This window comes from Kitasatospora sp. NPDC096204, assembly GCF_044763205.1.
Classification (GTDB): domain Bacteria; phylum Actinomycetota; class Actinomycetes; order Streptomycetales; family Streptomycetaceae; genus Kitasatospora.
In genome coordinates this window covers 170,333-182,720 of sequence record NZ_JBIWFT010000005.1, presented here as the reverse complement: position 1 = coordinate 182,720, position 12,388 = coordinate 170,333, and the positions used below count along the sequence as shown (strand labels likewise).

Below are 12,388 nucleotides of genomic sequence, written 5' to 3'. Positions count from 1 at the left end.
TAAGCGCGGGTATGTTTCCGGAATTGACATAAGCGCGAACGGTGAACCGCACGGGCCGGCCGTACGTTGGGCGTATGGCACGCGCGCTGACGGCTCCCCCGTGGCTGACCGAGGGCCTGCGGCCCCGGGCCGCGCCGATCCCCCGGGCCGCGGTCGTCCGCGCCTCCGTCGCGCTCGCCGCCCCGCTCGCGGTGGGCACCGCCACCGGGCGGCCCGCGTACGGCGCGCTGGTGTCGATGGGCGCGCTGTCCGGAGTCATCGGGGACACCGCCGACGCGTACCGGATGCGGGTGTTCAACATCGCCGTGCCCCAGCTGTTCGGCGCCCTCGGGATGCTGTGCGGCACCCTGGTGTTCGGGTCCGGCTGGGCGGCCGTCGCGGCGGTGACCCTCGTCGCGCTGGTCTCCGGCATGATCTCCTCGATCGGCGCGGTCGCCTCCGTCTCCGGACTGCTCCTGCTGCTCAACGCCGTCGTCGGGGCCGGCCTGCCGCTGCCCTCGCCCTGGTGGCTGCCGCCCGCCCTGCTGCTGCTCGGCGGCCTGGTCGTGCTCGCCCTGACCCTGCTCGCCTGGCCGCTGCGCCTGGGCGTCCCCGAGCGGGTGGTGGTGGCCGACACCTACCGGGCGGTCGCCGACCTGCTGGAGGCCGCCGGCACACCGGAGTACGACGGCCGCCGCCGCGAGCTCACCCGCTCGCTGAACCAGTCCTACGACCTGCTGCTCGCCCGCCGGGCCCGGCAGCACGGCCGCTCACCCACCCTGGTGCGGCTGCTCGCCCAGCTCAACGCGGTGATCCCGGTGGTCGAGGCGGCCCCGGCGGCCCAGCTGCGCCCGCCCGAGTTCGGCCCGCTGTCCGCCGGCTACCCGGCCGCCGTGCGCGCGCTGGCCGACGCCGTCGAGCGGGGCCGCACCGGCCCGCCCCCGCCGCTCGACCTGCCGGTCCCGGCCGGCCCGTCCACCCGCGCGCTGGCCGAGGCGGTCCGGTACGCCGCCGCCGTCGTGTACGAGGCCGCGCCCGACCCGTACGCCGACGAGGACCGGCTCGGCCGGCCCGCCCACCTCACGGTCCGGGCCCGGCGCGCGGCCAGGGCACTGCTGCTGTCCGACACCTCCTGGCGGTACGGGCTGCGGCTGGCGCTGTGCATCGGGCTGGCGCAGGTGCTGGTCTCGGCGATCGCGGTGCCCCGCTCGTACTGGGTGGCGCTGACCGTGACCTTCGTGATGAAGCCCGACTTCGGCTCGGTGTTCTCCCGCGCGCTGCTGCGCGCGCTCGGCACCGCGGCCGGGCTGCTGATCGCCATCCCGGTGCTGGCCGAGGTGCCGCGCGGCTGGTGGGACGTCCCGGTGATGGCGGCGCTGGCCGCGCTGATCCCCGCGCTGTCCGTCAAGGGGTACGCCTTCCAGACCGCGGCCATCACCCCGGTCATCCTGCTGCTCTCCGACCTGCTCAACCACCAGGGCTTCCACCTGGTGCTGCCCCGGCTCTACGACTCGCTGATCGGCTGCGGCATCGCGCTGCTGGTCGGCTACCTGCTGTGGCCCGAGTCCTGGCACACCCGGATCGGCGACCGTCTCGCCGACGCCGTCCAGGACACCGCCTCGTACGTGTCGCTGGCCCTCACCACCGCGCCCGGACAGGACGAACCGGCCCGCGCCCACTACCGGCGGCGGCTCTACCGGGACCTGTCCACGGTGCGCAGCGAGTTCCAGCGGGCGCTCACCGAGCCCCCGCCGGTCGGCCCCCGGGCGGAGGCGTGGTGGCCGCTGGTGATCGCGGTCGAGCGGATCGTGGACACCACCACGGCCACCCGGGTGCGGATCGAGCACGGCGCGCCGGTGCCGACCCCCGAGGACGTCGCCGCCGTCGCCCGGGAGCTGACCGCCCTGGCCGAGGCGCTGCGCACCGGGGCGCCGCTGCCGCTGGCGGAGCCGGACGTGCTGTCGCCGGACTGCGCGCTGGCCCGGTTGCACCGCGAGGTGCACGCGGCCCGCTCGGTGGCGGCGCCGGCGGCCTGAGCGGCGCCGGGGTCAGTCCTGGATCCGCCGCCAGGGCCGGTCCGCCTCCAGCGCGAAGGCCAGTTCCAGCAGCAGCCGCTCCTGCCCGTGCGCCGCCGACAGGTGCACCCCGACCGGCAGCCCGCCGGGCGCGGAGCCGGCCGGCAGCGCGATGCCCGGGCCGCCGGTCACGTTGTTGACCGGGGTGAAGGCGACGTAGCGCATCAGCCGGTCCATCAGCTCGTCGAAGTCGACGTTCGGGCTCAGGTGCCCGATCGGCGGGGCGGTGTGGGCGAGCACCGGGGAGAGGATCACGTCGTGGCCGTGGAAGATCCGCGCGTACACGCCCTCGGCCCGGCGCAGCCGCCGCAGCACGCCGGGGGTCCGCGGGAACTCGGCCTGGAACCGGCGGCGCAGCCCGGTGGTCAGGCCGTCCAGCTTCCCGGCCCGGAAGCTCGGGTCGATCAGCAGCCGGCCGGTGGCCGCGATGGCCCAGGCGATGTAGCCCCAGTAGCTGACGAAGTCACGGGAGAACTCCTCGCCGAAGGGCAGTTCGGTCGGCTCGACCAGGTGGCCCATCGCCTCCAGCCGGGCGGCCGTCTCCTCGACGACCCGCCTGGTCGGCTCGTCGGTCTTGGCGATCGGCGAGTCCACCACCAGGCCGATCCGCAGCCGCCGTTCACCCGGTCCCTCGACCAGGCCGAGCGGGGGCAGCGCGGGGTTGGCGCGGTGCCGCTCGGCGGCGGCGAAGAAGGCGGCGGTGTCGCGCACCGAGCGGGTCAGCACGCCGTCGGTGACCAGGTCGATCGGCAGTTTGCCGCTCTGGGCGTTGGTGACCAGCCGGCCCCGGGTGGGCTTGAGCCCGACCAGCCCGCAGCAGGCCGCCGGGATGCGGATCGAGCCGCCCCCGTCGTTGGCGTGCGCGATCGGCACCACGCCGGAGGCCACCAGGGCCGCCGAGCCGCCGGAGGAGGCACCGGCCGAGTGGGAGGGCTTCCAGGGGTTGCGCACCGGCGGGGCGGCGGCGAACTCGGTGGAGGCGTTGAGGCCGAACTCGGGCAGCCTGGTCTTGCCGAGGACGGCGAGGCCGCTGGCGAGGAACTGGTCGGTGAAGCGCGCGTTGCGGCGGGCCGGTCGGGCGCGGTAGGCCGCGCTGCCCATCGCCGTCGGCAGGCCGCGCAGGTCCACGTTGTCCTTGAGGTACGTCGGCACGCCCCACAGCGGGCCGCCGATGCCCTCCCGGCTGATCCGCGGCCTGTCGTACGAGGCGTGGGCGACGGGCAGCAGCGCGCCGTCCACCCGGGCCGCCCGGTCGACGGCCGCGCGGACCAGCTCCCTCGGGTCGGCCTCGCCGGCCCGCACCAGTGCGGCGAGGGCCACCGCGTCGTGGGCGCCCAGGGCGTCGTCGGCGAACGCGTGGACCCGCTCGTCGGTCATCCGAACTCCCCACTCCCTGCCGGGCGCCCCGCCGTCCGGCGATCGCACCGGCTGGTCGTTCCTGCCCGGTTCTACTGACCGGTAATCTCGCAAGGCTTCGAGTCTAGGCGTGACCGGCAGCCTCCGCCGAGCCGGGGCGCCGTTTCGCGGATGAACGATTCGTCACATCGCCGAGGGCGCACGACCGTTCAACCCACGCCCCCGCGTTCACCCCGTCCGCCGGTCCACGATCGTTTCGCCGTACGCCGCCGGGAAAGATCACGTTCACGATTCGTCCCGGTCCTCCCGCCCCAACCAAGGTGACGCCCGTGCCGACCCCCTTCTTCCCGACCACCCGGTTCACCGCGGCCCTCGCCCCCGGCGGCCTCCCCCTGCTCGGCCACGCCCCCGCCCTGCTCCACCGCCCGCACGAGTTCGTGGCCCGGCTGCCCGCCCACGGCGACCTCGTCCGGCTGCGGCTCGGCCCGCTCCACGCGTACGTGGTCTGCCACCCCGAGCTGGTCCGCCGGATGCTCGCCGACGACCACACCTTCGACAAGGGCGGGCCCCTCCTCGACATGACACGGGAGGTCGTCGGCAACGGCCTCGCCACCTGCCCCGCCGCCGTCCACCGGCACCAGCGCCGGATGCTGCAGCCCGCCTTCCACCGTGAACGGCTGCCCGCCCACGCCGCCCTGATGGCCGAGGAGATCGCCGGCGCCACCGCCCGCTGGCACGACGGCGACGTGATCGACGTCCCCGCCGCGATGCACCGTCTCAGCACCGCCGTCACCGCCCGCTGCCTGTTCGCCGCGCACGAGCGGGCCGGCTCGCCGCCGGTGCACCGGAGCATGGACGTCGTGACCCGCGGCCTCGCCCGGCGGGTGCTGCTGCCGCTGCCCGGCGCCGACCGCCTCCCCACCCCCGGCAACCGCCGCTTCCACCGCGCCCGGCAGGACCTCCGGGAGCTCACCCGGCGGCTGATCGCCGACCACCGCGCCACCGGCACCGACCGGCCCGACCTGCTCTCCACGCTGCTCGCCGCCACGGACGAGGACGGCCTGGGCCTGTCCGACGCCGAGATCCACGAGCAGGTGCTCACCTTCCTGCTCGCCGGCGTGGAGACCACCGCCGCCACCCTCTCCTGGGCCTGGACGCTGCTCGCCGCCAACCCGGCCGTCCGCGGCCGGCTGCACGCCGAGCTGGACACCGTCCTGGACGGCCGTCCCGCCCGCCACGAGGACCTGCCCGCCCTGCCGCTCACAGCGCGTATCGTCAGCGAGACCCTGCGGCTCTACCCGCCGCCGTGGATCCTCAGCCGCACCGCCACCACCGACGCGGAGCTCGGCGGCCACCACGTCCCGGCCGGCACCACCCTGCTGTTCAGCCCCTACCTGCTGCACCGCCGGGCCGACCTGTTCCCCCGCCCCCACCGCTTCGACCCCGACCGCTGGCTCACCACCGCCAGCCCCGCCCCCGGCACCTACACGCCGTTCGGCCTCGGCGCCCGCCGCTGCATCGGCGACGACTTCGGCACCACCGCGGCCGTCCTCGCCATCGCCACCATCGCCGCCCGCTGGACCATCACCCCCGCCCCCGGCCGGCCGGTCCGCCCCCGGCGCAGCTCCTCCCTCGCGCCCCGGCCCTTCACCGCGCGGCTGACCCGCCGGGTCCGCTGACCGGACGCCGACCGGCGTCCGGGGACGGGGCTTCGGTACTGTCCCGGCGTGGCCGGCCGCACGGGCGCCGGCCGGAACCAGGCCGCTCGACCGGGACACCACCACGCCATGAACGCTCGAACCCCACGGGGCCTCCTGACCCGCGCGCTGCACGCCGTCCGGACGTACCCGCGCCGCTCACCGCTGACCTTCGGCTACGTCGTCCTGCTCCTGCTCGGGCACGTCTGGGTCGAGAGCGTGCTCGCCGCCGACCGGGCGGACGCGCTCCGCGACCACATCAGCACCAACCTCGACAACCTGCACGACCACCCGGTCACCGCCCTGTTCGGCAGCGCGCTGCTCTTCGACGGCACCCTCACCGAGGTCCTCTCCACCGGCTTCGGCACCACCCTGATCGCCCTGGGCCTGGGTGTCTGCTGCTGCCTCGCCTGGACCGAGCGCCGCTACGGCGGCCTGCGCGCCGCCGCCGTCTTCCTCGGCGGGCACATCGGCGCGACCCTGATCACCGCCGCGGTGATCGTGCTCGCCCTGCGGCACGGCTGGTACCCGCAGGGCGTGCGGCAGGCCTCGGACTACGGCATCAGCTACGGCGCCCAGACCGTCCTCGCCCTCGCCACCCTCGCCGTGCCCCGGTGGGCCCGGCTGCCCTGGGCCGCCTTCGTCGTCGCCTGGCCGCTCGCCGGCGGCGAATGGCCAGGCCCGCTCCCGAAGTTCACCACCGTCGGCCACCTCCTCGCCGCCGCGCTCGGCTTCGCCCTGGCCGCCGCGGTGGCCCTCACCGCCTCCCGCCGCCGTCGCGCCGGGGCCCCGGGGTCCGCCTGACTCCCGCACGAGAACCGGGCGGGCGCCAGCGGGGCGGGCGCCGGCGAGGCGAGGGCGGGCCGGCGTCAGCGAGGCCGGCGTCAGCGGGGCGGGCGGCCGTCAGCGGCGATGGCGGCGAGCAGCCGCTCGATCTCCGCCAGCCGGCGCCGCAACTCCTCGACGTCGCCGCGGGTGGCGTTCTGCTCGTCCGCCTTGATCTCGACCAGCAGCTGCCCGTCCGGCTCCAGCCGGGCGCGGGCCACCTCACCGAGGTCGTCGCCGTTCTGGATCCGGATGGCGTGCTCCAGCTCGGACGGGCGCAGCGCCAGGTCGCGCAGCGCTCCGGGCACCAGCCTGCCGTCCCGGACCACGGTGGTGGCCCTGCCCTCCAGGACGCGGGCGGCCCTCGGGTCGCGGGCGAGCCAGCGGGTGACGCCGGCGTTCACCGCGACCAGGGTGACCGCCCCGATCACGCCGCCGAGCAGGCTGTTGTCGTTGCCGATGATGGCGTTCTGCACCACGTTGGAGAGCAGGAACACGACCACCATGTCGAAGGTGTTGAGCCCCGCCAGCCCGCGTTTCCCGGCGAGCCGGAACAGCACCAGGATCAACGCGTAGACGGCGATCGTGCGGAGGACCTTCTCCACGATCGGAATCTGGACGGCCACCAGGTCGTGCCACACTGCCCCGCTCCTCCCGCCTCGACTGCTGGGAACGGGGCAGAGGCTACGCCTCGGTCACCGCTTCGGCCTGCCGCGCCGGGCCGCCGCACCGCGCCCGCCGGCCTTGGCGCCTCCGGACTTCGCGCCCTTCGGCCCCCCGGCCCGCTGGCCGCCGGCCTTCTGGCCACCCGCCTTCTGCCCGGCCGCCTTCTGGGCGCCGGACTTCTGCCCGCCGGGCTTCTGCTGCTGCGGCTTGCGCGGGGCCGCCTTCCCTGGCTGGGCCTCGGGCGCCGCCTGCCCGGCGCCGCGGCCGCGCGAGCTGTTGACCGTACGGCCGCGGACGATCCCGATGAATTCCTCCACCAGGTCCGTCGTCCGCTCCTGCGGCCAGGACAGCGCCACCTGGGACTGCGGCGCCTCCACGACCGGCCGGTAGGTGAGGTCCCGGCGGTGGTGCAGCCGGGCCAGCGACTGCGGCACCAGGAGCACGCCGACGTTCGCCGCGACCAGCTCGATCGCGTCCGCCGTGCTGTCCGGCCGCGCGATGGCGGGGCGCCCGGGCAGGGTCTCGGCGGTGAAGCCGAGGGAGTCGTCGAGCGGGTGGAAGACCACCTCCTCGGCCAGGTCCGCCAGCGGGACCTCCTCGGCGGCGGCGAGCCAGTGGTCCTTGGGGAAGACCACCACGGTGGTCTCGGTGTAGAGCGGGATCGCGCTCAGCACGTCCTTGTCCACCGGCAGCCGGACCAGCCCGGCGTCCGCGCCGCCCTCGCGCAGGGTGCGCTCGGCATCGCCGAACGGGACCGCGAGGAGGTCCAGCGGCACGTCCGGGAGCCGCTCGCTCCAGACCCGGACCCATTTGCCGGGGGTCACGCCCGGGACGTACACGAGCCGGAAGGACGGGTTCACCTGCATGTCTGTCACAGGGCAAGGCTACCGACCGTGACCGGAAGCGCCCGCGCGCTCCCTTACCCTTGTCACCATGACATCGCTCAAGCAGAAGACCAGCCAGACCATGAAGCCGGCCACGGCGGCCAAGAAGCTGGGCATCTACCTCGACGCCGCGCCGACCGACTTCCAGGAGGGCGTGGTCTCCCGCGAGGAGCTGAACGCGCTGCAGGCCGAGCCGCCGCAGTGGCTCCAGGACCTGCGCAAGAACGGCCCGCACCCGCGCCCGGTGGTCGCCGCCAAGCTCGGCATCTCGATCTCCGGCCTGGCCCGCGGCGGCGTGACGGAGGCGCTGACCACCGAGCAGATCGAGGCCGTCAAGGCCGAGAACCCGCTCTGGCTCCAGCACGAGCGCGCCAACCAGGTGGACCTCCGCAAGGAGACCGCCCGGATCAAGGAGAAGCACGAGAAGGAGGCCGCCGCCAAGGCCGCCCAGGAGGGCAAGGCCGCCCAGGCGCGCTGACCCGTCTCCCCTCGGTGCGGCGGTGGCGGAAGGGGTGGAACTCCCCTCCCGCCGCGGCGTATTGACCGGGCCGTCGATCGCTCCGAATAATCGGCGGGATCGGGCGCGGCGGTACGCCGCACCGCGGCAACCGCACCGGGGGAGCGACCAGTGATCGAGCAGCCTCAGGACGCAGGGCGGACTCAGGACGCCGGACGGCACCAGTACGCGGGGCAGCCCCAGGACACCGGGCCTCGGGACACCGAGCTGCCTCGGCACGCGGGGCTCGCCGCGCTCGCGGACGAGTTCTTCGCCGCCGAGAACACCCACGACCCGTTCGACGCGACCCTCAGCGGGGTCGGGGGCTACGCCCACCTGGTGCCCGACCCGTCCCGCGAGGCCGCGCACCACCACCGCGGGACGCTGCGCGGCTTCGCCGGCCGGCTGGCCGCGATCCCGCCGGACACGCTGGCCGGCGAGGACCGGATCACCCACCGGGTGCTCGCCCGGCTGATCGACAACGGCATCGGCCGGATCACCCACGGGCTGGCCGAGTTCAGCGTCTCGGCGACCATCGTCGCCCCGCAGAACGAGGCCTTCTCCGCGCTCGCCATGACCTCGGTCGAGCAGGAGGGCGCCGACGCCTACCTGGAGCGCCTCGCCGCCCTGCCCGGCTACTTCGACGCCACGCTGCGCCGCACCCTGGACGCCGCCGCCGAGGGCCGCCGACCGCCGCGCAGCGGGGTCGACGCCGCCGTCGCCCAGCTGGAGGCCCACCTGGCCACCGCCCCGGCCGAGGACCAGCTGCTGCGGCCGCTGGCCGGCCGCCGGGAGTCCGAGCGCGCCCTGGCCATCGTGCGGGACGCCGTCCGCCCGGCGGTGGCCCGCTACCGGGCCGGGCTGGCCCAGCAGCTGGCACCGGTCGCCCGGCCGGACGACAAGCCCGGGGTCTGCCACGTGCCGGGCGGCGCCGAGGGCTACGCGGACGCCGTCGCCCGCTTCACCCGGCCGGGGCTCACCCCGCAGGAGGTGCACCGGATCGGCCTGGAGGCCGTGGCGGCGCTGCGCGAGGAGTTCGCCGAGCTGGGCGGCAAGGTCCTGGGCATCACCGACCCCGCGGCCGTGCTGACCGCGCTGCGCGAGGACCGCTCGCTGCGCTTCGGCAGCGCGGCCGAGATCGTCGTCCTGGTGGACGGGGCGCTGGAGCGGGCCCGCCTCGCCTGCGCCGACTGGTTCCGCCCGTACCCGATCGCCGACTGCGTGACCAGGGAGATCGACCCGATCGAGGCGGAGAACGCGCCGCTGGCCTACTACCAGCCGCCGGGCCCGGGCGGGCTGCCCGGAACCCACTGGATCAACACGCTGCGCCCGGAGAGCCGGTTCAGCTACGAGTACGAGGCGCTCGCCTTCCACGAGAGCGTGCCCGGCCACCACCTCCAGCTCGCCCTCGCCCGGACCCTGCACCACCTGCCGCTGTTCCGGCGGAACCCGAGCGGCCAGCTGACCGCCCACGTCGAGGGCTGGGGCCTGTACACCGAGCGGCTCGCGGACGAGATGGGGCTGTACAGCTCGGAGCTGTCCCGGTTCGGCATGCTCTCGATGGACGCACTGCGGGCGGTCCGGCTGGTGGTGGACACCGGGATGCACCACTACGGCTGGTCCCGGGAACGGGCGATGGCCTACCTGCGGGCCAACACCGCGACCCCCGGGGCCAACGTCCGCAACGAGATCGACCGCTACATCGCCTGGCCGGGCCAGGCCACCGCCTACCTGATCGGCCGCCGGGAGATCGTGCGGCACCGGGAACGGGCCGAGGCCGCGCTCGGCGCCCGGTTCGACGTCCGGGAGTTCCACCACCAGCTGATCGGGCACGGCAGCCTGCCGCTGGGGGTGCTGGAGGAACTGGTGACGGACTGGATCGCGGCGCAGTAGGCCGCACGTCCCGCTCTGCCCCACCATCGCTGCGCGTCCGCCGCAGGGCCGTCCGCCGGGCGGCACCGGGGGGCTCCACACCCCCGGTGCCGCCCGGTCGCCGTCAGAACCGGACGGTCCGCAGGACCGAGTCACCGCCCTGGAGCCCGGCCAGGTAGAGGGTGCGCCCGTCCGCCCCGAGCCGGACCTGGACGACGGAGTCCAGACCGAAGCCGGTGACGGTCTCGCCGGGGACGGCCGCGCCGGTCGCGGGGTCGTACGAGAGCAACGCGGCCTGTGCGGTCTTCGCGCCGGTGAACACGAGGAGCCGGCGTGAGTCGGGGCTCGCCCCGAGCAGCTGGGGGTCGTTGTCGAAGGGCCCCAGGGAGAAGCCGGACCGGAAGGTGTTCGTCGCCGGGTCGAGGGTGTCGAGGGAGACGGTGCCCCATTCGCGGTAGCCGCTCGCGTAGACGGTGCGGCCGTCGGGGGCGGGCACGACCGCCTCGGCGAAGCCGAAGTCCGCCACCCGGTCGATGACCTCCGGGACGGCGCCCTCGACGTCCAGGTGGTACAGGTTGTCCGCGGTGCCGACCCAGGCGTCGGTGGCGTCGGGGCCGAGCACCACCTGGTTCACGGTGAAGCCGGTGAGCGTCACGCTGCCGGGGAAGGTCCGGGTGGCGGGGTCGTAGGCGAGGACGCGGCCGGCCCGGCTGCCCATGCGCACGCCGTAGGGGCCGTACTGGGACAGCCAGAGCCGGGTGCCGTCCGGACTGACGGTCACCCCGTGCAGCCCGCCCTTGGTCATCGCTCCGGGACGGGGCTGGTCGGGCGTGGCGACCCGGGCGAGCAGCCCGCCGGTGACGGCGTCGAAGGTCAGCAGGTCCCAGTTGACGGTCACGTAGACCCGGCTGCCGTCCGGGCTGACGGTCGGACGGCCGACCATGTCGAAGGAGGAGACGGTGAGCAGGTCGGTGCTCACCCCGGTCCGAAGGTCGAGACTGCGGACCACGCGGGCCCCGTGTCCCGGGTCGATGTCGTAACTGGCCACCACGAACGCGCGGCTGCCGTCCGGGCTGACGGTGAACGACTCGCCCTTCGCCCCCACCACCAGGGTGTCCGAGACCACGCCCTGCCGGACCGTCACCGCCGGGCCGGCCGGCGCGGCCGCCACCGCCCCCGTCCCGGTCACCAGCAGCGCCCCCGCCGCCACCACCGCGCCAAGCCAACGCGCTTTCCGCACAAGCCCGTTCATGCTTCCCCTCCCGCCGGTCGGATCGCGGCTTCGCCGCGTCCGCGTCAGGCTACGACACCTTCGCGGGGCCCGCGTAGCGGTTCGGCCGGAGTCGGTCCCACTCCGGCCGAACACAGCCCCTTCACGACACCCCCGGAACCGGAACCGGCCACGGCGTCGACATCGGCGTCAGCGTCAGCGTCAGCGTCGGCATCGGCATCGGCATCGGCATCGGCATCGGCGTCAGCGTCAGCGTCAGCGTCAGCGTCAGCGTCGGCGTCGGCATCGGCATCGGCATCGGCATCGGCATCAGCATCGGCCGGATTCGCCGCCGTCACGGAAACGGTTCCGCGCGCCCGGCGCGGGCTTCCCGCGCCCGAACGCGGCGTCACCCCAACGGCCCCGCCGGCACGGTAGGGTCCGCTGACACGGCCACCGGCACGCCCGGCGACCGCCGCCCACGCCCACCCCGATGGAGGAACCCGTGCCGGCTCCCGCCCGCCGCGCCCTGGCCATGGCCGCCGCCGCCCTGTTCGCCGCCGCGGCCGCGGGTTGCTCACCCGGCGGCGGCCACACCGCCGGGAGCGCCAGGTCCGGCTCCGCGGCGGCCGCCCCGCCCGCCGCCTCGATCGTCACCGGCCCCGGCCCGAAGGGCAGTTACGAGGTCCAGCCGCAGCCCGCACCGGGCAGCTGCCACTACCGCCACACCGCGGACCAGCAGCCGCTGCCGGACCCCGCCTGCACCCCGGGCGCGATCAGCCCGGCGGTCAGCCAGGACAACCTCAAGGACACCATCTGCAAGCCGGGCGGCTACACCTCGACCATCCGCCCACCGGCGAACATCACCGGCAAGGAGAAGGCCGAGAACGCCAAGTCCTATGCCTACACGGGGCCGTTGGCCGATGCCGAGTACGACCACCTGATCAGCCTCCAGCTCGGCGGCGACCCCAACGACCCGCGCAACCTGTGGGTCGAGCCGCCCTCCCCCGGCCACGTCCCCGGCAAGGGCCCGAACAACCCCAAGGACACGGTGGAGACCCACCTGCACACCGCGATCTGCAAGGGCCGGATCACCCTGGCCGCCGCCCAGCAGGCGATCGCCACCGACTGGACGACCGCCGAGGGCAGGCTCGCCGTCGACACCGGCTCCGCCCCGACCGCCGCGCCCGACGCCGACGGGGACTGACAGGCCCTCGGAGCTCAACTTCCGGGCACAGCACCGTCGTCGCGACTGCCCCCGATGTCGCCCGCCCCCGATGTCGCCCGTTCACGTGTCCGGTCACGTCACCGGTGGGGCGGGTGCCACG

The 12,388-nt window shown here is 75.2% G+C and carries 11 protein-coding genes; 6 read left to right on the top strand and 5 right to left on the bottom strand.

Going from position 1 to position 12,388, the window contains the following annotated elements; translation table 11 throughout:
* Positions 1-74 precede the first annotated feature (74 nt).
* Positions 75-2,015, top strand: coding sequence for an FUSC family protein (locus ACIQ87_RS07835; protein WP_402403111.1), 1,941 nt, complete (start codon positions 75-77; stop codon positions 2,013-2,015).
* Positions 2,016-2,027: 12 nt separating this feature from the next.
* Here ACIQ87_RS07835 and ACIQ87_RS07830 read toward each other — a convergent pair whose 3' ends face one another.
* Positions 2,028-3,431 carry an amidase gene (locus ACIQ87_RS07830; RefSeq protein WP_402403108.1) on the bottom strand — a complete coding sequence of 468 codons (1,404 nt, stop codon included), beginning with the start codon at positions 3,429-3,431 and terminating at the stop codon, positions 2,028-2,030.
* 308 nt (positions 3,432-3,739) lie between these two features.
* Here ACIQ87_RS07830 and ACIQ87_RS07825 point away from each other — a divergent pair, with 308 nt between their 5' ends.
* Entirely contained in the window at positions 3,740-5,089 is a 1,350-nt protein-coding gene (locus ACIQ87_RS07825) for a cytochrome P450 (protein ID WP_402403106.1), read from the top strand.
* A gap of 108 nt (positions 5,090-5,197) precedes the next feature.
* Complete coding sequence (locus ACIQ87_RS07820; RefSeq protein WP_402403103.1) at positions 5,198-5,911, top strand: rhomboid-like protein; 714 nt, start codon at positions 5,198-5,200, stop codon at positions 5,909-5,911.
* Between the two features lie 80 nt (positions 5,912-5,991).
* Here the strand turns inward: ACIQ87_RS07820 and ACIQ87_RS07815 are convergent, their stop codons facing one another.
* Both ACIQ87_RS07815 and ACIQ87_RS07810 read right to left on the bottom strand, forming a co-directional pair.
* Positions 5,992-6,573, bottom strand: coding sequence for a DUF421 domain-containing protein (locus tag ACIQ87_RS07815; protein ID WP_402403100.1), 582 nt, complete (start codon positions 6,571-6,573; stop codon positions 5,992-5,994).
* Positions 6,574-6,627: 54 nt separating this feature from the next.
* Complete coding sequence (locus tag ACIQ87_RS07810) at positions 6,628-7,473, bottom strand: LysR family substrate-binding domain-containing protein (RefSeq protein WP_402403097.1); 846 nt, start codon at positions 7,471-7,473, stop codon at positions 6,628-6,630.
* A gap of 58 nt (positions 7,474-7,531) precedes the next feature.
* Here ACIQ87_RS07810 and ACIQ87_RS07805 point away from each other — a divergent pair, with 58 nt between their 5' ends.
* Both ACIQ87_RS07805 and ACIQ87_RS07800 read left to right on the top strand, forming a co-directional pair.
* Positions 7,532-7,960, top strand: a complete 429-nt coding sequence (locus ACIQ87_RS07805; RefSeq protein WP_402403094.1) for a DUF5997 family protein — start codon at positions 7,532-7,534, stop codon at positions 7,958-7,960.
* A 150-nt stretch (positions 7,961-8,110) separates the two neighbouring features.
* Positions 8,111-9,871, top strand: a complete 1,761-nt coding sequence (locus tag ACIQ87_RS07800) for a DUF885 domain-containing protein (protein WP_402403092.1) — start codon at positions 8,111-8,113, stop codon at positions 9,869-9,871.
* 103 nt (positions 9,872-9,974) lie between these two features.
* Here ACIQ87_RS07800 and ACIQ87_RS07795 read toward each other — a convergent pair whose 3' ends face one another.
* Both ACIQ87_RS07795 and ACIQ87_RS07790 read right to left on the bottom strand, forming a co-directional pair.
* On the bottom strand, positions 9,975-11,102 hold the full coding sequence (locus ACIQ87_RS07795) for a hypothetical protein (RefSeq protein ID WP_402403089.1): 1,128 nt from the start codon (positions 11,100-11,102) through the stop codon (positions 9,975-9,977).
* 121 nt (positions 11,103-11,223) lie between these two features.
* Positions 11,224-11,397 carry a hypothetical protein gene (locus tag ACIQ87_RS07790; RefSeq protein ID WP_402403086.1) on the bottom strand — a complete coding sequence of 58 codons (174 nt, stop codon included), beginning with the start codon at positions 11,395-11,397 and terminating at the stop codon, positions 11,224-11,226.
* Positions 11,398-11,595: 198 nt separating this feature from the next.
* On the opposite strand from ACIQ87_RS07790, the gene ACIQ87_RS07785 reads away from it, so the two are divergent.
* The gene (locus ACIQ87_RS07785) at positions 11,596-12,267 is read left to right on the top strand and encodes a hypothetical protein (protein WP_402403370.1); all 672 of its coding nucleotides are present in this window, start codon (positions 11,596-11,598) and stop codon (positions 12,265-12,267) included.
* Positions 12,268-12,388 lie beyond the last annotated feature (121 nt).

Bases quoted from the DNA above. Each gene is read 5' to 3' on its own strand.
- ACIQ87_RS07835 (WP_402403111.1), top strand. From the start codon at position 75: ATGGCACGCGCGCTGACGGCTCCCCCGTGGCTGACCGAGGGCCTGCGG.
- ACIQ87_RS07830 (WP_402403108.1), bottom strand. From the start codon at position 3,431: ATGACCGACGAGCGGGTCCACGCGTTCGCCGACGACGCCCTGGGCGCC.
- ACIQ87_RS07820 (WP_402403103.1), top strand. From the start codon at position 5,198: ATGAACGCTCGAACCCCACGGGGCCTCCTGACCCGCGCGCTGCACGCC.
- ACIQ87_RS07805 (WP_402403094.1), top strand. From the start codon at position 7,532: ATGACATCGCTCAAGCAGAAGACCAGCCAGACCATGAAGCCGGCCACG.
- ACIQ87_RS07795 (WP_402403089.1), bottom strand. From the start codon at position 11,102: ATGAACGGGCTTGTGCGGAAAGCGCGTTGGCTTGGCGCGGTGGTGGCG.
- ACIQ87_RS07790 (WP_402403086.1), bottom strand. From the start codon at position 11,397: ATGCTGATGCCGATGCCGATGCCGATGCCGATGCCGACGCCGACGCTG.
- ACIQ87_RS07785 (WP_402403370.1), top strand. From the start codon at position 11,596: ATGGCCGCCGCCGCCCTGTTCGCCGCCGCGGCCGCGGGTTGCTCACCC.